Annotated in this window: 24 protein-coding genes; 11 read left to right on the forward strand and 13 right to left on the reverse strand. The window is 57.8% G+C overall.

Features of this window, described 5'->3' with window-relative positions; genetic code table 11:
- Positions 1–99 precede the first annotated feature (99 nt).
- The 4 genes from GTU79_RS25015 to GTU79_RS25030 form a co-directional block, all read right to left on the reverse strand.
- A complete protein-coding gene (locus GTU79_RS25015) occupies positions 100–1,203 on the reverse strand; it encodes an autoinducer 2 ABC transporter substrate-binding protein (protein WP_253073423.1) in 1,104 nt (367 codons plus the stop codon).
- Positions 1,187–2,173, reverse strand: a complete 987-nt coding sequence (locus tag GTU79_RS25020; protein WP_203521037.1) for an ABC transporter permease — start codon at positions 2,171–2,173, stop codon at positions 1,187–1,189. The genes GTU79_RS25015 and GTU79_RS25020 overlap by 17 nt, the downstream gene beginning before the upstream one ends.
- A 63-nt stretch (positions 2,174–2,236) precedes the next feature.
- Entirely contained in the window at positions 2,237–2,890 is a 654-nt protein-coding gene (locus GTU79_RS25025; protein WP_203521036.1) for a DAK2 domain-containing protein, read from the reverse strand.
- A 15-nt stretch (positions 2,891–2,905) separates the two neighbouring features.
- Positions 2,906–3,919, reverse strand: coding sequence for a dihydroxyacetone kinase subunit DhaK (locus GTU79_RS25030; RefSeq protein ID WP_203521035.1), 1,014 nt, complete (start codon positions 3,917–3,919; stop codon positions 2,906–2,908).
- A gap of 141 nt (positions 3,920–4,060) precedes the next feature.
- Between GTU79_RS25030 and GTU79_RS25035 the strand changes: the two genes are divergently transcribed.
- Positions 4,061–5,233, forward strand: coding sequence for a LacI family DNA-binding transcriptional regulator (locus tag GTU79_RS25035; RefSeq protein WP_214513472.1), 1,173 nt, complete (start codon positions 4,061–4,063; stop codon positions 5,231–5,233).
- 122 nt (positions 5,234–5,355) lie between these two features.
- Here the strand turns inward: GTU79_RS25035 and GTU79_RS25040 are convergent, their stop codons facing one another.
- Both GTU79_RS25040 and GTU79_RS25045 read right to left on the reverse strand, forming a co-directional pair.
- Positions 5,356–6,027 carry a GntR family transcriptional regulator gene (locus GTU79_RS25040; RefSeq protein ID WP_203521033.1) on the reverse strand — a complete coding sequence of 224 codons (672 nt, stop codon included), beginning with the start codon at positions 6,025–6,027 and terminating at the stop codon, positions 5,356–5,358.
- Positions 6,028–6,098: 71 nt separating this feature from the next.
- Entirely contained in the window at positions 6,099–6,878 is a 780-nt protein-coding gene (locus tag GTU79_RS25045; protein ID WP_214513473.1) for a LamB/YcsF family protein, read from the reverse strand.
- A 148-nt stretch (positions 6,879–7,026) separates the two neighbouring features.
- On the opposite strand from GTU79_RS25045, the gene pxpB reads away from it, so the two are divergent.
- The 9 genes from pxpB to GTU79_RS25085 all read left to right on the forward strand — a co-directional run bounded on the left by pxpB (position 7,027) and on the right by GTU79_RS25085 (position 14,930).
- Positions 7,027–7,752, forward strand: coding sequence for a 5-oxoprolinase subunit PxpB (pxpB, locus tag GTU79_RS25050; RefSeq protein WP_203521031.1), 726 nt, complete (start codon positions 7,027–7,029; stop codon positions 7,750–7,752).
- Positions 7,749–8,714, forward strand: a complete 966-nt coding sequence (locus tag GTU79_RS25055) for a 5-oxoprolinase subunit C family protein (RefSeq protein WP_203521030.1) — start codon at positions 7,749–7,751, stop codon at positions 8,712–8,714. Before pxpB ends, GTU79_RS25055 begins: the two co-directional genes overlap by 4 nt.
- Before the next feature lie 33 nt (positions 8,715–8,747).
- A complete protein-coding gene (locus GTU79_RS25060; RefSeq protein WP_214513474.1) occupies positions 8,748–9,674 on the forward strand; it encodes a dihydrodipicolinate synthase family protein in 927 nt (308 codons plus the stop codon).
- Between the two features lie 113 nt (positions 9,675–9,787).
- On the forward strand, positions 9,788–10,963 hold the full coding sequence (locus GTU79_RS25065) for a M24 family metallopeptidase (RefSeq protein ID WP_203521028.1): 1,176 nt from the start codon (positions 9,788–9,790) through the stop codon (positions 10,961–10,963).
- Between the two features lie 39 nt (positions 10,964–11,002).
- Positions 11,003–11,125 carry a hypothetical protein gene (locus tag GTU79_RS31045; protein WP_275956907.1) on the forward strand — a complete coding sequence of 41 codons (123 nt, stop codon included), beginning with the start codon at positions 11,003–11,005 and terminating at the stop codon, positions 11,123–11,125.
- 17 nt (positions 11,126–11,142) lie between these two features.
- A complete protein-coding gene (locus tag GTU79_RS25070) occupies positions 11,143–12,099 on the forward strand; it encodes an ABC transporter substrate-binding protein (protein ID WP_214513475.1) in 957 nt (318 codons plus the stop codon).
- Positions 12,096–13,256 (forward strand): ABC transporter ATP-binding protein, encoded by a 1,161-nt coding sequence (locus GTU79_RS25075; protein WP_203521026.1) that lies wholly within the window; start codon positions 12,096–12,098, stop codon positions 13,254–13,256. Before GTU79_RS25070 ends, GTU79_RS25075 begins: the two co-directional genes overlap by 4 nt.
- Positions 13,249–14,133 (forward strand): ABC transporter permease, encoded by an 885-nt coding sequence (locus GTU79_RS25080; RefSeq protein WP_203521025.1) that lies wholly within the window; start codon positions 13,249–13,251, stop codon positions 14,131–14,133. The genes GTU79_RS25075 and GTU79_RS25080 overlap by 8 nt, the downstream gene beginning before the upstream one ends.
- Complete coding sequence (locus GTU79_RS25085) at positions 14,130–14,930, forward strand: ABC transporter permease (RefSeq protein ID WP_203521024.1); 801 nt, start codon at positions 14,130–14,132, stop codon at positions 14,928–14,930. The genes GTU79_RS25080 and GTU79_RS25085 overlap by 4 nt, the downstream gene beginning before the upstream one ends.
- Before the next feature lie 98 nt (positions 14,931–15,028).
- Here GTU79_RS25085 and GTU79_RS25090 read toward each other — a convergent pair whose 3' ends face one another.
- From GTU79_RS25090 to GTU79_RS25120, 7 genes are all read right to left on the reverse strand, one after another.
- Complete coding sequence (locus tag GTU79_RS25090; protein WP_214513476.1) at positions 15,029–16,330, reverse strand: NtaA/DmoA family FMN-dependent monooxygenase; 1,302 nt, start codon at positions 16,328–16,330, stop codon at positions 15,029–15,031.
- Between the two features lie 10 nt (positions 16,331–16,340).
- Positions 16,341–17,537, reverse strand: a complete 1,197-nt coding sequence (locus GTU79_RS25095) for an LLM class flavin-dependent oxidoreductase (RefSeq protein ID WP_203521022.1) — start codon at positions 17,535–17,537, stop codon at positions 16,341–16,343.
- Positions 17,538–17,571: 34 nt separating this feature from the next.
- Complete coding sequence (locus GTU79_RS25100) at positions 17,572–17,988, reverse strand: OsmC family protein (protein WP_203521021.1); 417 nt, start codon at positions 17,986–17,988, stop codon at positions 17,572–17,574.
- A gap of 76 nt (positions 17,989–18,064) precedes the next feature.
- Positions 18,065–19,036 (reverse strand): ABC transporter substrate-binding protein, encoded by a 972-nt coding sequence (locus GTU79_RS25105; protein ID WP_203521020.1) that lies wholly within the window; start codon positions 19,034–19,036, stop codon positions 18,065–18,067.
- Between the two features lie 73 nt (positions 19,037–19,109).
- Positions 19,110–19,895, reverse strand: coding sequence for an ABC transporter ATP-binding protein (locus GTU79_RS25110; RefSeq protein WP_203521019.1), 786 nt, complete (start codon positions 19,893–19,895; stop codon positions 19,110–19,112).
- Positions 19,895–20,653, reverse strand: a complete 759-nt coding sequence (locus GTU79_RS25115) for an ABC transporter permease (protein ID WP_203521018.1) — start codon at positions 20,651–20,653, stop codon at positions 19,895–19,897. The genes GTU79_RS25110 and GTU79_RS25115 overlap by 1 nt, the downstream gene beginning before the upstream one ends.
- The gene (locus GTU79_RS25120) at positions 20,650–21,399 is read right to left on the reverse strand and encodes an ABC transporter permease (RefSeq protein ID WP_203521017.1); all 750 of its coding nucleotides are present in this window, start codon (positions 21,397–21,399) and stop codon (positions 20,650–20,652) included. Before GTU79_RS25120 ends, GTU79_RS25115 begins: the two co-directional genes overlap by 4 nt.
- A 284-nt stretch (positions 21,400–21,683) precedes the next feature.
- On the opposite strand from GTU79_RS25120, the gene GTU79_RS25125 reads away from it, so the two are divergent.
- The gene (locus tag GTU79_RS25125) at positions 21,684–23,093 is read left to right on the forward strand and encodes an aminotransferase class I/II-fold pyridoxal phosphate-dependent enzyme (RefSeq protein WP_203521016.1); all 1,410 of its coding nucleotides are present in this window, start codon (positions 21,684–21,686) and stop codon (positions 23,091–23,093) included.

Genomic DNA, 23,093 nt, shown 5'->3' on the forward strand with positions numbered 1-23,093 from the left:
TGGCAGCCTATCCCTCCCTATTAACTCTGAGTACTTTGTCAGCAGTCTGAGACCGGCGGCCGGCCGCCGATCCGTTGCACTCTCTATAGTCTTAGAGACTCAGAACGGGTATTGCCGGTAGTTGGACTTGTTGACGTCAACCCAGGCCTGACCGGTGACGATGATGCCCTTGCCGGGACCCTTTTTCACCGACACCTTGTTATAGCCGGGTACGCCCAGGTCCATGCCGTCGGTAACCTGCTTGCCCTCCAGCAGCATCTGCGCCACCTTGTTCATGATGTAGCCGGCGTCCTTGGGATCCCAGAAGGAGATGCTCTGCACGGTGCCGGATTCCAGATACTTGCTGGTGTCCTTCGGCAGGCCGATACCGATGACGCACACCTTACCGGAGAGGCCGGCTTCTTCCACGGCGCGGCCGATGCCGATGACGTCATTGCCGGCGCTGCCCTGTATCCCCTTGATATCAGGATATTTACGCAGGATTTCGCGCGCTTTCTCATAGGCGGTATTAGCATCGTCGAAAGATTCATTCTTGGGGGACACCAGCTGCATCTGCGGGTACTTTTTGGCGTTCTCGGCGCTGCCGTCGGCCCACTGCACGTGGGTCCGGCTGCCGAGGGAACCGACGAAGGTGGTCCACTTCCCGCTTTTGCCCATGCATTGCGCCAGCTGTTCGTTGAAGTGGGCGCCAAGGGCGGTGTTATTGAACGCCTCGATATCCACCTGGGTATTTTTGACGCTGTCCCCCTCATGGGTAACGACCTTGATGCCGCGATCCATGGCGCGTTTGAGCACGCCTTCAGTGGCCGAGGGGTCCATCGGCACCACGGCGATGGCGCTGACGTTCTTGGCGATCAGATCCTCAATGAGATGTCCCTGCTGGGCGGCATCGGCCTTGGCCGGGCCGATCTCGCTGGTGGTGACGCCGGGATTGTCCCGGCCGTAGGCAACGACGCCTTCATTCATGCGGGTGAACCAGTTCTCGCCGGTTATCTTTACCACCGTCACGATGGACGGCGCGTCTTTCGCGAGCAGGGGCGGCGCCGCGCACAGGGCGCCCAGCGCAACGGCGAGGGCGGTAAGTTTACGTATCATTGGCATCAACGTTTCCTCATTATGGTTGTGTTGCACGTAGGGTAAGAGTTCGCCGCCGGCGGCGATAAGGCGCCGGCGGCGATAAAACGCGTCACGTTCGTGACGCAAGCCAAGACCGGATATCGACGCGCGACACCGCCAGGAACAGCAGCAGCAGCAGGCCCCAGGCGCAGTCGCGGAAAAAGTTGGAAATATTCAGGAAATTGAACAGGCTGGCCAGCATCTGCAGCGCGGTGGCCGACAGCACGACGCAGACGATGCGCCCGTAGCCCCCGTCCGGCCGCACGCCGGCCATCACCACAATCAGGATGGCGATAAGCACATAGGAGCTGCCATAGTCCCACTTCACGCTGGAGGTGCGGGCGGCGATGACGATGCCGGCGATACCGGCCAGAACGCCGCTGGCGGTGTAGATGAGAAACAGCATCTTTTTCAGCGCGATGCCGGCGTACCGCGCGGCCTTGGCATTGCTGCCCATCAGATAGAGCCGCAGGCCGAAGGGGCAAAAACGCAATACGATGCCCAGCAGCAGCGCCACCGCCAGAAACAGCGAAAAGCACAGCGGCAGGCCCAGCACCGGCGAATTGCCGAAATCGTCCAGCGGTTCGATATAGCCGATGCTGATGGCCGACCCGTTGGTCAGCACCACCGCGATGCCGGTGAAGAACATCTGCGTGCCCAGGGTGGCGATAATCGGCGTCAGGCCGGCATGGGCTATCAGGAAGCCGTTAAGCATGCCCCCCGCCAGCCCCGCCAGCAGGGCGACGGCCGCGAAGGCCCAAACGAACAGCAGCGGGGCGTCATCAACCGACACCCAGTGGCGCACCAGCAGATAGGACAGGACGCCGGCAAGATTGGCCAGGGCGATGCCGGACAGGTCGATGCCGCCATTGCCCGAAATCATCGCCAGCATGACGCCCAGGGCCAGCAACCCCAGTTCGGGCACCTGCGCCGACATGGATTGAAAGTTGTACAGGGTGATAAAGTTGGCGCCGGCAAACGCCATGCCGGCCGCTAACACCAGCACGTTGGCCGCGGCCAGAAAATTGAGCTGACGGTCCGACAGAATGTTACGCATCGATCATCTCCTCCCGACAGCGCCCTCTTTTGGATTCGCCGTCTCCGAGCGCGTCAGCGTTTTTCACGGTAATAGCGGGCTTTGTTGGAAAAAGTCATGCAGCACCCGGAATAAAATCACCGCGACGCTACCGCCCGAATCGACGATACCCAGGCCTTTTTCCGCGAAAGACGCGGCTTTGCCCCATTGAGGCAGCATGGTACGGGTTGCATCAAGCCCCTGCTCCGCCGCTCGAAAAGCGGACTCCACCGCCTGCGCCGGCGAGGCGCCGCCGTCAATGCCGTCCGACAGCGCCTGACTGGCCGGCAGCAGCACGTCCAATACCGTTTTATCGCCGGCCCGGGCTTTACCACGGTCCGCAATGCCCTGGGTAAAGGCGTTAAAAAACCGTACCAGCAGCTGACCATCCAATTGGGCAGCGGCGGCGGGAAGCGCTTTTCCGCCGCGCATAAACCCGGTGGCCATCAGGGTTCCCATGGTTGACGGCGCGGCTTTCGCCATCGCCACGCCGCAGAGGGCAAAATATTCGCCAATGCCCTCCTGCTCCCCCGGGACTGTGTTCGCCGCGGCGGCAAACGCTTTTTGCATCGTGATGCCCAAATCCCCATCGCCTATCTGTTGATCGAGCGCGATCAGGGTAGCGCGCTGCTCGATCATGGCCTGATGCCAGGCGGCGACCAGGGCGCGGCACTGTGTTAATGACAAACAATCAACCATCGGCGGACGCTCCTGTCAGTTATCAAGTCTTGGCTGGATAAAGAATGGCGTATTCACCGGCTGAGCCAGATAGCCCTTCAGCTCGGCGTCAAGCTTGCAAACCGATAATGAGAAACCGGTCATTTCCATTGCGGTGGCAAACTCGCCGCAATAGACATGGAAAACGGCAATCCGCCGTTCGGCCAACACTTGGTGAATGCGGTTATACAGGATATACAGCTCATCTTTCGGCGTGGCGCCGAGGCCGTTAAGCAAAATTGCCGCCTGGTCGTTCTGGCTGAAGGTCAACTCGTCCAATAGCAGCGGCAGAATGCGATCAATGATGCGGTCCGCGCTTTCACGTTTGCCTGTGCTGATGCCCGGTTCGCCATGAATACCCATGCCGAGCTCCATCTCATCTTCCGCCACGGTAAACGCCGGGGTGCCGACCTCGGGGATGATACAGGGCGACAAGGCAACGCCGATGGTCTTGGTCGCATCGCCGGCGCGGGCGGCCAGTCGCGCCACCTCCTCCAGGCTCAGGCCCGCCGCCGCCGCCGCGCCGGCAATTTTATAGATAAAGAAAATACCGGCCACGCCCCGCCGCTTTGACCGACGGTCCGCCGTGGCTGAACCGACATCATCGGCGCCCACGACCGTAGCGGTGTTGATGCCGTCGAAACCGGCCAGTTCGGCGGCCAGATCAAAATTAAGAATGTCGCCGCTGTAATTGCCGTACAGATACAGTACGCCGCTGCCTTGATCCACGGCCTTGGTGACATTCAGGATTTGATCCGCCGAAGGCGATTGAAAAACATCCCCCACCGCACAGCCGTCAAGCATGCCCTCCCCCACATAACCTAGGAACAGGGGTAAATGGCCCGAACCGCCGCCGGTAACCAACCCCACTTTGCCAGGCACGGCCGGGACGGCGTTAACCAGACAATGCACATCATCAGCGACATATTTCAACTGGCGAGGATGGGCGGCATAAATACCGGCCAGCATTTCCACTACATATTCGGAGGGAGCGTTAATAAATTTTTTCATCGGACAAATGTCCAGAATCTCCATAATTTTCAATGGAGAAATAAATGATTAACCGCTTAATGAAATAGATAATAGGAAGGTAAAAAAAAGCTGTAAACTAAAATTTTACTAAAATATAGAGAGGATTTTAATATGTGAACAGTGTCACAAGCCCGTTCATTAAACCTGATAGAGTTAATGATAAAAATAGGCAATTTTAAATTTTTATTGGAGTATTTAAATGTAGTTATCATAAGAACCCATGGGGAATTTATGGCAAAAATAAAAGATATCGCGCAACGCGCGGGCGTTTCCCTCAGTGCGGTCTCAATTGCCATGAATGGCAAGCGGGGCCTCAGTATCACTACACGCGAACGGATTCTGAAGATTGCTCACGAACTCGATTATCATTCCTCACGACAGGAAAAATATCCCGGCGTGATCCGCTTTTTAAAAATTGCATTACACGGCAATACCGTTAATGAAAATCATAGTATCTTCATTAACGGTTATATTGATGGCATGATTGAACAGGCGGGAAAATTAAAGTTCTCACTTGAGGTGGCGCATTATCAGGGCATAAGCGTAGAACAAATAGTTGAAAAACAGAGCAGCCTGCAACCCGTGCAAGGCGTCATTATTTTAGGCACCGAATTCGAACAGGCCGATTTTAGCGCATTGAAAAATATAAAAGTACCGTTTGTTATTATTGATAATATTAACGATTTTCTTCCCTATGATTTTGTGAATATAAATAATCGGGGCGCCGTATTTAAAATACTCCATCATTTTCAGCGCAGCGGCCTGACCCAAATCGGGCTGATTACCAGCTTTGCCCACACGCCTAATTTTCAGCAGCGCGAAGCCGCTTTTCGTGAATTGGTCGGCCAAGTCGGACTGGCCTTTGATAACAGGGATACCCTCAGCGTCAATTCCACCCTTGAAGACGCCTATCAGGCAATGAAGCACTATCTGGCGGCAGGAAAGCCGCTCGCACAGGGGTACTTTTGCGTCAATGATATTATCGCTTGCGGCTGCCTGAAAGCGCTCAAAGAATATGGCCTAAGGATACCGGAAGATATTTCCCTGATTGGATTCGACGATCTGCCGATTTCCGCCGTGATCGAGCCTCCGCTGACAACCATCCAGGTGTTTAATAAAAAACTCGGCGCGGCGGCGGTGGATTTACTGTATCAGCGCATCAGCTTGGGAAAAAGTTCCAGCCATACCAATATATTGATCTGCGGCGCGCTGATAAAACGCGCAAGCGTGCAGATAAAAAGTCACGGCTTACCGCACCAGGAAAGCCTTTCGGGTTATTCACACCCGCGATAAGGATGCCCTGAAGTCCACGTTTGCCAGCGCAGCCAGCCCATCAAGCCGGCCGTCGATGTCCGGGTTCTCCGCCAGCCGCACGCCAATTAAGCCATCATTAACGTATTCGGATCGGCCGGGAGTCAAAACTGACTTAACCGCCTGATGATGCCTTCCCGGACATTATCGATATGCGTGGCAATCAAACTCTGGGCCAGTTCAGGCTCGTTGTCGCGCAGGGCCGCAATGATCGCCAGGTGCTCTTTATGCCCGGCCTCGAATCGTTCGGGAACCTGCGTAAGATGGAACATATGGGTTTTAAGACGCAGGGTGCGGATGAAATTCACCAGCATCCTGTTACCGCTGTAACGGGCTATGGTTTCGTGGATGCGTGAATCCGCCTCCCAGTCAGCCTCCGTGTCGGGTACTTTTTTCAACAGCAGCGCCCTGACCTGCTGCTCCATTTCATCCAGCTCGCCGAGCGGAATTTTGCCGGCCGCCAGGCGGGTCGCTTCGGTTTCCAGTATTCGGCGGATATGCAGGGTTTCAACCAGTTCCTGGATGGAAAACTCTTTAACAGAGGGCGTTCTGCCGCCGTTTCTGGCGATAAAGCCTTCATTTTCCAATCTGTTCAGCGCATTGCGTACCGGCGTGCGGGAAATATTCATCATGTCGGCAAGGCGGCGTTCCTGCAGTACGGTATTGACCGGCAGTTCGCGCTTGAGGATCATTTCCAGAACGGTTTCGTACGCTCTTTTGCTCAGGTTTTGCTCAACCTCATCCGCGGCACTGAATAACTGATCGGCAAGCTTCATGATATATCACCATAAAAGAGAAATTTTCTTATTTTTACGTTTTAGGTAGGGGTGATGCCAGCTTTTTCAGGTTACGCTTTTGCAGCGAGCACCTTGTCCATTGTGGCGAATGCAATGCCCTGCTTTTCAAGCAACCGGCGAACCGACCTGGCCATTTCAACCGCGCCGGGCGTATCGCCATGCACGCAGAGGGAATCTATCGGCACGGGAATCAGGGTGCCGTTTGCCGTAACGATCGCGTTTTGTTCCATCATCCGCAATATCCGTTCACTGGCCATGACCGGATCGTGCAGCACGGCGCCGGGTAATTTTCGCGACAGCAGATTGCCGTTTTCAGCATAGGCCCGGTCAACATAGATTTCCCTTATCACCGGCAGGCCCACTTTAAGCGCTGCCGTTTCCGTGCGCATGCCCGGCATGACCACCATGATTAAATCCTTATCAACGAGGTAAATCGCCTTTGCTACCGCCATGGCGAGATCGTCGTCTTCAGCCGCCATATTCCCCAGCGCCCCGTGGGTTTTAACATGCTGCAGCCGCATACCCTGGCTTTCGGCCAGCGCTTTCAAAGCGCCTATCTGGTATATCACCTGACGCTGGATCTGCAGCGGACTGTCGCCGATTATCCGGCGGCGGCCAAAACCGGGCAGATCAAAAAAACCCGGATGGGCCCCGATGCCCACCCTCTTTTGCGAAGCATTGTCGAGAGTTATCGCCATGACATCGGGATCGCCGGCATGGAAACCGCAGGCAATATTGGCGGAAGTGACAATCTCAAGCATCAGCTCATCAGAACCCATTTGCCATACTCCGTAACTTTCACCCATGTCGCAGTTCAAATCGATTAGCATCTGACATTCACCTCAACTGTATAATTTTAATATCTATTTTTCTAAGATAAGTTTTTGTCTTGTACAATTATTGACAGCATGCCAATGGTATGCCAAATGTATTCCGACTACAAATAGCTTTATTCTATGTTAGGAACGTAAAGTGGAAATGGCCGACAATTCTGTTCGTTGGGAATTTCAGCCGGTCGCGGATCAGGCTGTTAATATTGATTTCGGCGAGCTGATAGATGAAGAAATTAATCTTAGAATAACGTCTCTGGCCGCGGCAATTAATAATAAACGGCTTACGGGCGTAACGGCCTGTATTCCCACTTATCGTTCCCTGACGGTGGCATATGACTCAGCTTTAGTCAGGCAGTCCCATTTAATTGAACGTTTGAAAGAACTGATAACGACAGTAAAGACCGAGACAAAAACGCGCAAATGCTGGTACCTGCCGGTCTGCTACGGCGGTAAATACGGTGTTGACCTGCCGGCGTCGGCCCAAACGCTTGCATTGAGTCCCGATGAGCTTATCCGACTGCATACCGCAACCTGCTACCGGATTTATATGATTGGCTTTATGCCCGGTTTCGCCTATCTGGGCGGGCTTGACGCCAGACTTCACATACCCAGACGAACCGCCCCACGGCAAAGTGTCCCGGCAGGCAGCATAAGTATCGGCGGCATACAGACAGCCGTGGGATCCGTGGCGGCTCCCAGCGGCTGGCATTTGCTTGGCCAAACACCGGTCAAGAGTTTCGACCCGTTGCGCGAACAGCCTTTTCTTTTTACCGCCGGAGAATATATCGAGTTCGTTCCCATTAAAGAAAATGAATATGTGAAGCTCGCTGACGACCGGGGTTATATGCCTGACTGGAACCTGCGGGCATGACCTATTTTGACGTTCTCTCGCCGGGACTGTTATCCACCCTTCAGGATGGCGGCCGTTTCGGCTATGAAGATAAAGGCGTCCCGCCGTCAGGGGTGCTGGACGAGCTGAGCTTCGCCATTGCCAACGCTCTGGTGGGAAATCATCCCGGAACAGGGGCTATCGAATTCACCCTTACCGGCCCAAGCCTGCGGCTGTGCGGTGACGGATACTGCTTCTTTTCGGTCACCGGCGATTTTAGCGCCACATTAAACGACGCGCCCTGCGCAACTTACCAGAATCACCGGATGCATCCTGGGGATATTTTGTCGATTCAGCGCGTTATTTCCGGCGCCAGAGGCTATCTGTCCATTTCCGGCGGCTTTGCCGTGCCGCCGGTTCTGGGTAGCGTCTCCACGCTGATGCGAGCGCAGCTGGGAGGGGTTAACGGACATCCGCTGCGCAAGGGCGACCGCCTGCCCGTTGCCCCGCAGCGGCATTCGGTATGCCATGGCGTCCGGGCCGAACGGATTCTACCCCAGATGGAAAAGCGAGCCGTGCGAGTGGTTTGGGGACCTCAGGACGATTACTTCGGCGATGAAGCGCGGGCGTCCTTTCTCACCCAAACCTATACCCTCTCACCACAGTGCGATCGAATGGGATACCGCCTGAAAGGCAGCCCGTTGGCCCATGTAAAAGGCTTTAACATCATCTCCGATGCGATATGCGCGGGGAGCATCCAGATTCCGGGAGACGGCCAACCCATTGTGGCCATGAACGATCGCCAGACCACCGGCGGCTACCCGAAGATTGCCACGGTGATCCGCGCGGATCTGGCCAGGCTGGGCCAGATGAAACCGGGCGATCCCATTCGTTTTGAAGCGGTATCGGTAGAGAAAGCCGAGGATTTATGGCAGGGAAGGCAGAAGATCCTCGCGCAAAAGCTGGCGACGCTTAATAAAAAAGTCTTGGCGGCATGTCCGTAACCTGCGTGCGGCAGCGCTAACGAGGAATGACAAATGTCTGTAATCACAGCTAAAACAAAGGGCGTTTTTGTTATTGCCGTGACGCCGTTTCGACATGACGGAACGATCGATCCCGGCAGCATTGACAGTATGGTGGATTTCTATTTTGAAAAGGGCGCCGACGGGCTGACCATTCTGGGCATGATGGGAGAAGCGCCCAAGCTGACATTGGCCGAGTCATTGGCGGTCGCCAGGCTGACGTTGGCACGCGCGTCAGGCAAACCGGTTATCGTTGGCGTTTCCGCGCCCGGCCTGGCCGCCCTCGGAGAACTGTCCGGCAAAGTCATGGACAGGGGCGCTGCTGGGATTATGGTCGCCCCGCCTGCCACTCTGCGCACCGATGAACAGATCATCAATTACTACCGTCACGTGATCGACACGGTCGGCACCGAGACTCCGGTGGTGCTGCAGGACTTTCCTCTCTCCACCGGCGTGCAGATTTCAACCAAGACGCTGGGGGTCCTTTTTACGGCCCACCCCAGCATTGTCATGCTAAAACACGAGGACTGGCCGGGACTGCAAAAAATCAGCGACATCCGCCGGGCCGAAGCGCAGGGACAGCGTCCCGTATCGATTTTGTGCGGCAATGCCGGGGTTTTTCTACCCGAGGAAATGCAGCGCGGAGCGGATGGCGCCATGACCGGTTTCGCCTATCCGGAAATGATGGTTGATGTGGTTCGGCTGATGAACGCGGGCAGGGTTGAAGAGGCCCATGACATTTTTGACGCTTACCTGCCGTTGATTCGCTATGAGCAGCAACCCGGACTTGGCCTGGCGGTAAGAAAATACCTGCTGGCAAAACGCGGCGCCATTTCCTGCGCGGCACAGCGGCGTCCGGGAATCATGCTGAGCGAGCCGGCTGTTAACGAGATCGAGCGTCTTGTCGCCCGTCAGGATCGAAGACTTACCTTCCCGGCGTAAGTCACATGAACAGGAAACAGTTGTGAACGGGGGCGCCAGCCACGCCATGGTCAATAACACATCTTCGCCGACTGCCTTATGCAGGAAGGCTCGGCGTTGCGGGAGAATGAACAGTGAAAGACCGAATAGTGCGATTTGACCGCGTGGAATTCGATACGCGGCAAAACAGGCTCAGACAGCAAATGGAAAAGCAAAAGCTGGATGCCATTATCGTTTCGGCGCCAGAGAATATTTATTACCTGTCCGGGTATCAAACCAAGGCGGTATTTACCTTTCAGTTTCTTTTATTCCCGGTAAAAGGCCCGCTGTTATTGTTCACCCGGCAGATGGAAATTGCCAATGCCATGGCCGCCTATGCTGAAGGGGGATTTTCCGATTATGAAGTGTATCAGGACGATCAGGACCCCATGGAGGCCGCCATCGCTTTTTTGCGCCGCCATCTCCCTTCGGGCGCCAGGGTCGGGCTGGAACTGGCAAGCTGGTGCATGCCGGCCCAGCGCGCGCAGGGGATTACCCGTGGTTTTACCGCGGCAAAATGGATTGATGTCTCGACGCTTATCGATAGGCTGCGATTGGTTAAGTCACCAGCAGAACTCATGGCTCTGGCACAAGCCGGACGTATCGGCGATGCCATCGCCGACCGAACCCTGGCGGCCATCGCTCCCGGCCGTACCGAGAACGATCTGGCCGCGGTGCTGATGACCGAAATGGTAAACCAAGGGTCGGAATACCCCGGCAGCTGGCCCAACGTGATGGTCGGCCAGCGTACCGGAAGAATTCATGCCGCCTGGGAGGGCGTTGCCATTGGCCGTGACGATCATGTGATGGCTGAAATCACCGGCGTAAAGCTGCGCTATCACGCGCCGTCCTGCCGAACAATCCTGGTGGGCAATCCGTTGCCGGCTGTTCGCCACGCGGCCGAAGTCCTTGAAAAAGCACAACAGGCCGCCGTTGCGGCCGTGGAGGCCGGCCGTCCCGCCCGGGTCATCAATCAGGCGGCGGAGGCGGTGCTGACGGCCAACGATCCCGGCTGTGTCGTCGCACGCCGCTGCGGTTATTCACTGGGCATCGGTTTCCCTCCTTCCTGGGGCGCGCAATGGCAGTTGGGGTTGAACTCGCTGGTGGAAGAGACGCTGGAAACGGGTATGGCATTCCATATCGTGTTGGTGGGGCATTTGCCGGAGGGACGCGCCGTCAGTATCGGCTGTACGGTCGCGCTAGGAGAAAACGGCCCTGAACGGCTCACCCGTGGCGGCGTGTTCTGGGCTGACGGCTCAAAACGCCTGTGAATCCCTGACATCATCAATGAATGAAGGAACCGTAAAAAAATGAGTAAAAACAGTCGCTCTTCCCAGCGGACCGGCGGGCTCACCCGCCGCTCTTTCATTCTGGCTTCGGCGGCCATCCTGCCCGTCGCCGCCGGTTTTCCCGCGTCTCGCTGGCCGCTTTAGCCGGCGAGACGCTGGTTGTGCGCACGAGTTCCGGCGGCAGCTATGGCGAAGCGATGGATCGCGCCATTTTCGCGCCTTTTACCAAGGCCACCGGCATACGCATCATCAAGACCGCCAGCGATATGGCGCCGCTGATTGCTTCAGCTAAACAAGGCAAGCCGCTGGTCGACATTGTGGATACATCGGAAGGGCTGCTGCAGACCCTGGCCGCCAATGGGGCGCTCAATGCTATCGACTATGGCAAATGCAAGCTGTTCACCGTCGACGACATCGGCAAAGACGCGGCCAAACAATACATGGTGCGCAGAATGGTTTACGCGCGCGTGCTGGGCTACCGCAAAAACGCCTTTACCGGCGCCGTTCCCGCCGATTGGCGGGAGTTCTGGGACGCGGAAAAGTTTCCCGGCGCCCGCGCCTTGCCCGGACTCGGCCTCGACATGCCTGACCTGGAGTTCGCCCTGCTGGCCGACGGCGTTCCGATGAACGAGTTATACCCGATTAATATTGATCGCGCCCTGGCGGCCTATAGCCGGATCCGCGGCAAGATCCAGAGCTTTTATAATACCGACGCCATTTCGGCGAATTTGCTGTCCATCGGTGAAGTAGATATTGAACCCATCGCCAACGGCCGTATTCAATCGATGATTGATGAAGGGGGCGGTTATGCCATTGAATGGAACCAGCATATGAAGGTGCCCAGCGCCTACGCCATCCTTAAAGGGGCTAAAAATCTGGAGAACGCCTACCGCTTCCTCGATTTTGCCCTGTCGCCGCAGGTGCAGGCGGATTTTGCCAAGGAAATTCCTTATGGTCCGGTCAACAAAAAGGCATTTGATCTTATCCCGGCCGGCATCGCTGCGAAATTGCCCACCAATCCCGCCTGGAGCGATAAAGGGTTCATGCAGGATGTCAAATGGTGGGGAGACAATAGCCAGCTGGTGACGAATAAATGGAATCAGTGGGCAGCGCAATGAGAGGAATAACATCCGCCGCGGCAGTTCAGGCCGATGGGACGCGGGTGACCAAATCCGCCTCGGTTCGCGTTGAAGGACTGAAAAAAGCCATCGGCGGCGCCACCCTCCTCGCCAACGTCGATTTACATGTTAACGCCGGGGAATTTGTGACGCTGCTCGGCGCCTCCGGATCGGGGAAAACCTCTACCTTAATGGCCATCGCCGGATTCCTCACGCCCGACGCCGGGCGGATTACCGTCGGCGATCGCGACGTTACCCGCGTCCCGCCAGGCCGCGAAAGGGATATGGGCATTGTCTTCCAGAATTATGCCTTATTCCCTCATATGACCGTGGCGCAAAATGTCGCCTATCCGCTGAAGGTTCGTCACCTGCCACGGCAGCAGATCAAAGCGCGCGTCGCCAGGGTATTGGAGCTGGTGCAGCTTACGCCCCTGGCCGATCGCAAGCCCGCGTGGCTTTCCGGCGGGCAGCAGCAGCGCGTGGCGCTGGCGCGGGCGCTGGTTTTTGAGCCTTCAGTCCTGCTAATGGATGAACCCATGGGAGCGCTGGATGTACGCCTCAAAGAGGAGCTGCAATGGGAGATCAGGCGATTGCAGCGGGAAATCGGCGCCACGGTCATTTATGTCACTCATGATCAACATGAAGCCATGCTGCTTTCCGATCGCGTTGCCTTGATGCGCGACGGGCGGATTGAGCAGTACTCCACCGCTCAGGAACTCTATCAGCGTCCCGAAACCCTGTTCGCCGCCCGGTTTTTGGGGGACTCGAACCTGCTGAAAGGCCGCTTGAGCCATACCGCCGGCCCCGCGCTGGAGGTGGCCGGCACACATCTTCGGCTCCTGGCGGAACAGGCTGACGGGAAAGAGGATGGGGCGTTATGCGCCGCGCTGCTGCGCCCGGAAGTCCTGGCCATACAGTCCGCCGGCCTGCTCGAGGAGCCGCCACCGGGATGTTGTATTGCGGGCATGGTCAAAGATTTGGCCTTTGTGGGCCAGTCCATACGCTATGAATTTGAATGCGAACTCATGGATGGGACGATGCTAATTCAGCAAGTTGCGCGTTCCGGCCATACTCAGCTTTCACCCGGCAGCCGTGCCGTCGTATCCTGGGATCCCCGGGATATTCATCTGATTAAAATGGACGGCAGCCATGGCTGAGGTGAATACCGCCGCTGCGCCGGCGCCTCGCAAACGTTTAACGGCGCCTGATTTGCAATGGCTGGCATTAACGGTCGTCGTTCTGTTCATGCTGGCGACGTTCATTGCGCCGCTTTTGCAGGTGTTGTTTCTTGGCGTTACCGATGATGGCGGAAATTTTACCTTCGCCCCGTTGAAGGAACTGTTTCAAAACGGCAGCCTGCGCCACGTCATACTGCAGACGGCGTTCACCGCCGCGGAGGTATCGCTCTGCTGCCTTATCATTGGCTATCCGGCGGCATATTACCTGTCGCAGCTAAAAGGCAAAATGGCAACCCTGACCGGAATCGCCATCCTGTTCCCTTTCCTCACCAGCAGCCTGGTGCGCACCTTTGTTTTTATGGTTATCCTTGGCCGCACCGGCCTGCTCAATAGCCTGCTCAAGGCCCTGGACATACCGGGAACACCCTTCAAACTTCTGTTTAACCAGGCGGGGGTGGTTATCGGCATGACCTATGTCTTACTGCCCTATATGCTGCTGTCGCTTATCGGCACGATGCGCAAAATCGACCCGGTGCTGTTGAATGCGGCACGCAGCCTCGGCGCCGGGCCCACCACCATTTTCCTGACCGTCTACCTGCCCCTTAGCCTGCCGGGAGTGGCGGCGGGAACGATCATTACCACCATTCTCGGTTTCGGTTACTTTGTCACGCCGGCGCTGATGGGCGGCCCGTCCGAAACCATGATTGCCCAGCTAGTGGAGCAGCGCATCGTCGTCATGTACGATATGCATGGCGCGGCGGCGCTGTCTCTTATTATGCTGGCGATAGTGCTGGCGGTGTACGCCATTGCCGCCCGCTGGCTTGGCTTATCCAGGATGATGAGGCCGCACGGATGAAAACGCGGCCCTCGCTCTCCAGAAGCGTCCTTTCAGTCTATGCCTACGGCCTCATTATCCTGATGCTGATTCCGATGGCAGCGCTGGTACCCATCTCATTCGGCGACAGCGCCACCATGTCGGCCCTGCCGGAGCATTACTCTTTGCGCTGGTACCGCGAGGTACTGGGGGGAAGCCAGTGGCGGGAATCGTTCTCATGGAGTTTGGTTACCGCCGGCCTGGCCACCCTGATTTCCACCGCGATCGGCTATTTGGGCGCCTATCTGCTGGTGCATTCCACCAGTAAAATGAAAGGCGTGCTTGAAATAATCCTGTTGATGCCGGTGATGGTGCCCACCGTTATCGTGGCCTTTTCCACCTATATTCTGTCAAACTGGATGCCCGCCGACAGCAACTGGCTATTGATCGCGGTGGGACAAGCGCTGCTGGGCCTGCCGATTGCCACGCTAATCATCGCCGCCGGCCTGCGCGATATCGACGTCTCAATCATCAGGGCGGCCGTAAGCCTCGGCGGCCAGCGACACCAGGTCTTTCTGTGGATCATTTTGCCAATGGCCCGCCACGGGATTCTCTCCGCCGCCGCCCTCAGTTTTCTTATCGCCTTCGATGAGCTGCTGGTGGCGGTATTTTTGACAAAACCCGGCCTGGAAACGCTACCCGTGCGCATCTACGATGCCGTGACCTATGAACTTACCCCCGCCATTGCGGTGGTCAGCGTATTTCTGATGGCGTTGATTGCGCTGGCGCTGATTGTGGGGAATTGCCTGAAAAGCCGGGGGACAAACGCGCCGCACTAGGAGCTGTTTAACCTAGGTCCCGCTACATGTTACGGCTAAAGAGACAGGCGCGTTTCAAGCCACCGGTGTACATACCGGCTGCGTTGATCGTATCCCGGCTAAAACGCCAACAGATTATCGCGAAACCGTTCATGTTCGTAATCCTGCCGGACTACGCCCAGGCGCTGAAGTTCAGGCACCAGGCCATCGGTGATTTCGGCGATATACCGGCGGGTTAATTCCGGCTCCATAAACAGAAATCCATCGCCGCCCACGGCATCAATGATACCGGCAAGCTTTGCTGCGACCTCCTTGGGCGTGCCCACCAGATCCACATCCGCCAGGCTTTTGCCGGCGGTGGTGATCTCGCGCAGGGTGCGCCCGGGATATTGGGCAACCAGCGTCTGATGTCCGTTCGACTTGAGTTCAGGCAGCGGTTCGTCGAGATCGAACCGTGAAAAATCGATGCCGCTGGTGCGCGACAGCGAAGCCAGGTGCATTGCCAGATGACTCTCGGCGTCCGCTTCACGCGCCCGGCGCCGGGCTTCGGCACCCTCGCGGCTTTCGTCTACGATGGGGTTAATCAGAAAAAGGCATTTGATGGAGTCAGGATTGCGCCCGGCGGCGGCGGCGCGTTGCCGTATGTCGTCGCGAAAAGCCTTCATGCTGTCTACGCTTCTGGCCGAGGTGATGATGGTTTCCGCCCAGCGGGCGGCGAACACCCGGCCTCGCGGCGAGCCGCCCGCCTGGCAGATGACCGGCCGGCCCTGCGGTGAGCGCGGGGCGGCCAAGGGGCCGCGGGAGCGGAAGTATTGACCCTCGAAATGTACCGGGCGAACTTTGGTGTGATCGGCAAAGATTTCATTTTGCCGATCAATGACCATCGCGTCGGCATCCCAGGATTCCCATAGCTTGATGACCAGGTCGGTATATTCATCCGCCATGTCATAACGCTTGTCATGAGGATACTGGCCGTCGAGGCCGAAATTCTGCGCGCCGCCGTCATTGCTGCCGGTCACCAGATTCCACCCGGCGCGGCCGTGGCTGACGTGATCAAGGGTGTTGGTGAGACGGGCGAGTTGAAACGGATGATATTCGCTGGTGGACAGCGTAGTCACCACCCCCAGACGATGAGTGGCCTGGATCAGATAGGTGGCAAGTACGGCGGGATCCAGCTTTGGCGAGTCCACCGCATAGCGTAGATAGGTTTCATGGGAGTTGCCGTAGGTATAGGGAATATTCGACGAGTCTTCGATCATGACGTAGTCGAATGCGGCACGCTCCAGCGAACGCGCCAGATCGACAAACAGATCGGGGTGAACCCAATTCCGGGGATTAGACCCGCCCCATGGCTGGCGCCATGCCTTGGGACCGTATCCCTTGGAAATGAACCAGGCGAGGTGGAAAGGCGTGTGGGACATATGAAGCTCCTTAAATATTCCCGTTGTACCGGTCGTGAGCGTAGGGCGTTCTCAGCCCTTTGGCTTCCAGGCGCGGAATGATGTGGGTGGCAAACAGCTCCATCTCGGGCAGATAGTCATAAAACGTCAGCTGAACGCCGTCTATACCCGCCTGGTGTAATCGTTCTAACTTGTCGGCGACGGCATCCCACGAGCCGACCACGTGGATGTGGCCCCCCACCGCACGGGCGCGCGGGTCATGCTTGACCCAGGCCTGGCTGTCGCTGGCGCGGTTTTCACGATGGAACGAGGCCAGGGATTCTTCGTCAGCGGCATTAAGTATCGCGTCGTAATAAGCCTGAGCGGCGGCATCGTCCGGGCCGGTGATGACGGTGGCATTGATAATCACTTTCACCGCCCTGCCCCGCTGGCGCGCCCGGCTCTTGATCGCCTCCACATGCTCGGGAAGCACCGCTATCGCGGGCTCGAACTGTTCGCCGACCGGACTGGAGGTAAAGACGATATCGGAATGTTCGGCGCCGTAGTCAAACCCCGCGGCAGAGCTGCTCGCCGACAGCAGGATCGGACGGCCGTAACGCGGGCGCGGGGAAATATAGGCTTCGTCCATTTTCCAGGTGCCGTCGTAGGTCAGTGCGTCATCTCCCTGCCAAAGATCCTTCATCAGGCGTACGAATTCATCCGCCTGCCGATAACGCTGATCATGCTCTTCGCGATCAATGCCGAACATGCGCGCGCCGGCCGCTGAGCTGCCGGTGACGATATTGACGCCGAAACGGCCGTTCGCCACATGGTTGGCGGTGACCAGCTGTTTGGCCAGCATCAGCGGGTGCCAGCGGTACAGTACATGGACCGTGCCGGCGAGAATCATCCGGCGTGTGGCGGTCACCAGGCCGACCGCGGCGATAAAGGGGTCAAGATGGTTTTCCCGATAATGCTGCCGGCCGCCATGGCCACCTTTGGGCAGCCAGCCGGACAGACCGAAGCCCAGCTCAAATCCCAGCTCATCGGCGCGCTGTACCAGTGAACGGTTGTACTCATAGGTCCAGTCGGTGCCCCGCGGATAATTCGATTGCGACCAGGCGCCGTTTTGCAAGGGAAGAAATATCCCGAGCAGAAAAGGCTGCTGCAGCACATTATCAAGGGGGCTGCCCGAGATCTGCGCCGGATCGGCCGGGCTCGCCAGGTGTTCTAGGGTGCGTCTGGTCATGGCTTGATTCCTGTGGTGGTTATTTGCGCCCTGTTCATGCCTGCACGCTCACGCTGACGCTGATGGGGCCTCCCCGGCGAAGCGTGTTGTAAATCGGGCAATTATTGGTGAAGTGCGCTACCAGCGTTTCAGCGATATCTTGTGTGACGCCGCTCAGCAGGACGTCTATCTGGATGTTGGCGAAACGGGTCGGGTCGGTTTCATCCCGCGTAGACGTCACGTTGGCGTTGGCTGTCCGGACGGTAACATTTTGCGTACGGGCCTCTTTTTCCACGCTGCCCAGGGCGCAAACGGCAAGGGCGGACAGCAGGTAGTGGGTAGGCTCCGGCGCCACCGTTCCGTCCTCGCGGCCGGAGGCGGAGTCCGACACGAAAATATTGCCTTCTGATTCAATCAGATATCTTCCGGCGATACCAATAGTCTGTGCATGTGCATTTTTTGTTTCTGCCACGATAGGTTCCTTCATTAAGAACTGAAAAAAGGGGCCGGGGATCTTGTCCAACGGCGTACCTGTCTTAGGGTTTACCTTATTCCGCTTTCCAGAAGATGTCGTTGACGGACGGCGCGGCCTTGATGAGCTTGTAGCGCACCAGATCGTTGGCAATGGTCGCCAGGTGATCGAGGCCGGGATCGTTCGGGTAGTTGTTCAGATCGGCGGCATCCACCAGTTGCCTGTTGAACTGCAATAAGCTGACCGCGGCGTCTTTGCCTTCCTGGGGATGGGCGGTGGCATAGAGATTCGCTTCGTCCATGGCGGCGTTAAACCGCTTGAGCACGTCGGGATTGGCCTGGGCATAGGCTTTGCTGGTGATGTAGTACCCTCCGACGGCGCCGGGAAGGGATCCCGAGTTCACCGACAGGATCGGCACAAGTCCCGCGGCCACGGCGGCGGCCCCGGTGGGCTGGGGCAGCCAGACCGCATCAAGGGTGTGCGCCTTCACGGTGCTGTAGGCCTCATCGCCGGTGACCTTGGTCCAGCGCAATTTGCTGACATCGGTGATACCCAGGTTCTCCAGCGACTTGCGCGTGGTCCATTCGGCGATATTTTTCACCGAGCTGGTGCCGATATTGGCGGACGCAAGCTGATCCGGACTCTTGATGGGGCCGTCCGGCGCGACGTAAACCCGGTAGGGGTCTTTGGTCTTGTCCGCCGGATGCGCATAGGTGGCATGCACCAGCAGCAGCGGAAATCCCCGGTCTATGGCCTGCAAATCGCTCACGACATTGGCATAGCCGATACCGTACTGGCCGCTTAGCACCGTGGGGATAATGGTTGCGCCGGTGCCGCCCGCATTGATGGTGGCATCAAGACCGTGCCGGGCGAAAATGCCTTTCTCCTTTGCCAGCAGAAGCGGGCCCGCATCGAGAGTGGGAATGACCGCAATCCTGACTGGAAGGAGAGCGTCGGCCGCCAAGGCCGGCGCGGCATAGGGCAGTACGGCGGCGGCAATCAGAGCGGCGGCTGTAACGAAGCGATAGTGAAAGAGAGGGATTTTCATGCATGCGTTCTCATTGGTTTAAAAAATCGGAATGTCGATTCCATCGACACAAACGACCCGGACCACGTGCCCGCTAGGCGGATGATTGCTCCCGGATGGCCGTCAACACAGCGGTGCGCGCCGCCGAGAACGCCGGCAGGGCCTTGGTGGTAATCTGGTCACGGGGCAGCGGGAGGCTGGTTGCGACGGTGGTTGCTATGGTGCTGGGGCTGCGGCTCAGCACCAGGATCCGGTCGCCCATATACACCGCTTCATCCACGTCGTGGGTGACAAAAATGACTGTCATGCCCGAATCGCGCTTAAGCTGGAGCATCAGGTCTTCGAGGTCGCTGCGGGTTTGCGCATCCAGCGAGGCGAAGGGTTCATCCATGATCAATACCTCCGGGCGGTACGCCAGTGCGCGGGCAATCGCCACGCGCTGCTGCTGGCCGCCGGAGAGTTCTTGCGGATGTTTGTGCGCCTGGCTCCGTAAGCCGACGCGTTCAAGCATCTGGTCCACCAGACTGCGGCGTTCCGCCCTGTCGGGTATCAGATTCACCAGCGGCAGTTCAACGTTACGATGCACGCTGAACCAGGGATATAGCGAGCGAACATAATCCTGGAACACCACCGCAAACGCGCGTGGGGGGCCTACCACGGGCCGGCCCCGGAAAACGATTTCGCCGGAAGTGGGTACGATAAGCCCGGCCAATATGCGCAGCAGCGTGGTTTTGCCCGCGCCCGAACTGCCGACAATAACCAGAAACTCGCTCTTCTCCACCTTGAATGAAATATCCCCGATGGCGTAAACAGGGCCGTTTTTCGTCTGGTAGTGCTTTTTGATATGGTGAACTTCAAGCATGTTATCAAGCTGGACCATTAGCGGCCTCCATCCCATTTACCGAGCACGCGATCAACAGCGGCAAAGGCTGCTGACAAGAGCGCGCCGATAACCCCCAACAACAACACCCCTGACCACATGCGCTCGACGTCAAACGTGTATTGCGCATTCAGCACCACCGATCCGATACCCGCGGTAGTGCCGATCATTTCGCTGGTGACGGCGATAACCAGGCTCAGCGGTATGGCCACATTAATGCCCGCCAGGATTCGCGGCATCAGCGCCGGGATCACCACCAGGCACTGGCGCCGCCAGCCGGCGATATGAAAGACGCGCGCGGTATCGAGCCACTGGCCGGGTATATGGCGTACGCCGTCCACCGTATTGATAAGCACCGGCCACAGTATGCTGAAGGCGATAATGGCGATTTTCATTCCATCGCCTATGCCCATTAAACCGATGGCGACGGGCAACAGCGCGACGCTTGGGATGGCGCGCACGAATTCAATGAGCGGCGTTAAGGCCAGACTGAGAAGCCGTATCTGGCCGATGGCGAGACCGGCCAACACGCCGAGGATAACGCCGTCCATAAGGCCGAAGGCGAGGTTGCCCAGCGTTGATCGCATATCGGCCAGCCCGTCGGAGGAAAACCAGTACGACCATGCGTCCCCCAGCATGCGATGCAGCGGCGGAAAGAAGGTGCTCTGCGAATGAAAGCTCACCAGCAGCCATATGCCAATCGTTAACGAGGCGCCGAAAACGCCGCGGGCCATGCGCCTGCCGGGAGAAAATTTCATTGCGGTCGTCCTCCGGTAAGCCGCGAACGGCTGATAACCAAACGCCCCAGGACGATATTGAAACCGACCCCCAATAAACCGCAGAGCAGCACGTAGGCATACATCAAGCTGAGGTTTGATCCCGCATAAGCCAGCGAAATGATCCTGCCGATACCGGACGCGCCGGTCAGCAGTTCCATGCTGATAAGCAGCATCAGCGAGGCGGTGGCGCCGATGCGTAACGCGCTCAGCATGTACGGTTCAAGGGCGGGCAAGGTTATCCAGCGGAATATCTGCAGCCGCGTGAAACCAAAGACGCGCGCAGTGTCAAAGGCCACGGGGTCGGACCGGCCTACGGCGCGGCTCAGTATGGGCAACATCTGCCACAGGGTTCCGAACGTGGTGAGAAAGATCACGCCTTCGGCCGTCGCGCCCAGCGACAAAATCACCAGCGGTATCAGCGCGGTACAAGGCAAGGGGCGCAGGAACCCGATAAGAGGCGCACTGAGGTCATGCAGATACGCCGATGCGTTAAGGGCGACGGCCAGGATGAGCGCAATGAAAAACGACAAAACCAGTGAAACCAGCCAGTTTACCGCCGTGCTGCCCAACGGCGGCCACAGACGGCCGCTCAGCGCTTCGTCGGCCAAGGCGGCTACGACAACGCTCACCGGCGGTACCCTGACGATGCCGGCGCGCGCCAGGCACTCTTCCAGGAGACCGAGGGCGATAAGGGTGCAAAGCGGCACGGCCATCGTAAAACCCATGGGCCGGCGCCGGCGCGATTCGCCGGTTTCGGGAGGTGCATCCGCTGACAATGCGCGAATGGCTGGCAGGAACTGGAGGAGTGTTTTCATGTCGGTAGAATAACGGCATGAAAACGGCGAAGGCCAACATAAAAAACAAATATGTTTAGCGAAAAAAAAACTATGTTCAACAAAAAAGAGACGCCCCGTCCGCTTCCCCTTGTCCCTGGTTGACCATAAGTTGAGGGCGCGCTATTTTGAAAAATATGTTTGCGCTGCATTAGCATTTATTCAACTGAAAGCTGATGCGGTCCAGCCCCCATACGATAGGAACCGCTTTGCGCCAGGACGGGATTAACCACGAATCAGGACAATTGGCGGAAGCCGAGTGGCTGGCCCACTATGTTGCCACGGACGGCGCTGGCAATCTGGTTGCGAGCATCGGCGATCTGGTGCGGTCCGGCCGGCTGGAAAAGGGCGCACGCTTACCGACGGTGCGGGCCCTTGGCGCCTGCATGGGCATCAGTGCTGCCACCGTAGCGGCGGCGTGGCTGCAATTGCGTGAGCAAGGGCTTATCGGAACGCGCCGCCGCGGCGGCACGGTGGTTATCTACCAAGCCACCCATTCTAGCGAGCCATGGGCCGGGCCGGGCAGCGGGCATTCCCTGGACCTGGCCCAAGGGCTGATTGATCATGCGCTATTGCCAGAACTGGGTCCGGCGTTTGTTTACGCCTTAGGCAATCGGTCCGTCCATGGCGCGGCGAAAGATCACTTCATTGCGCCTTTGCTGGAGGCGGTAGCGCTGACCTGGCCATTTAAACCCCAGGCATGGAGCACCGCCGGCAGCGGGACGGAAGGCGCTCTGTTAGCCGTTGAAGCCGCCGCGCGGCAGGGCGGCGGGCAGCTCGTGGCCATCGAGTCGCCCACCAATCCGCGCCTGCTTGATTTGTGCCGCACGCTGGGGCTGACATTTATCCCGGTGGCATGCGACGATGCCGGTCCGGTTCCCGACTCCCTGCGGGAAGCGCTTTTGCACCGCCCCGCGGTTTTCCTTTACCAGCCTCGCGCCCAGATTCCCTTAGGCCATTCCGTACCGGAATCACGGGTAGGGCAAATCGCCGGGGAATTGGCTAAATCCCCCAATACCGTGGTAGTGGAAGATGATTTTTTGGGCCCCCTCGCTCGCACGCGGGTATATAGCGTCGCGTCCTATCTGCCGCAACGGACCCTGTTTGTGCGAACCTATTGCAACGCCTATGGCATCGACCTGCGCACCTGCGTTCTGGCGGGCGCCGCGACGCTTATCGATAGCGTTAGACAGATTCGCAGCCATGGCGCCGCCATGAACAGCCGTATCCTGCAAGGCGCCCTGGCCTACCTGCTGACCGACCCCGAGACGAACTCATGGACTGAGCGGGCGCGGGAACGGTATGCCTCCCGCCGCGTCTCCCTGGTTGAAGCCCTTCGCCACCAGGGATTCCAGATAAAAAATCACGACGGACTCAGTATCTGGCTGCCGGTGGAACATGAAACCCGGGCCATTGTGGCGCTGGCGGAAAAAGGAATCTCCGTCGGCAGCGGGAGCCGATGTTTCCCCGCCGACCCGACGGGGCATTATTTGCGATTGGCCACCGGCCGTCTTCCCGATGGTATGCGCGATATTGATGATATTGCCCGTGTTTTCGGTGAAATACGGTGCTATCAGGATGCCTGA

Origin of the sequence: Sodalis ligni (assembly GCF_016865525.2) — a bacterium.
Lineage (GTDB): Bacteria > Pseudomonadota > Gammaproteobacteria > Enterobacterales > Enterobacteriaceae > Acerihabitans > Acerihabitans ligni.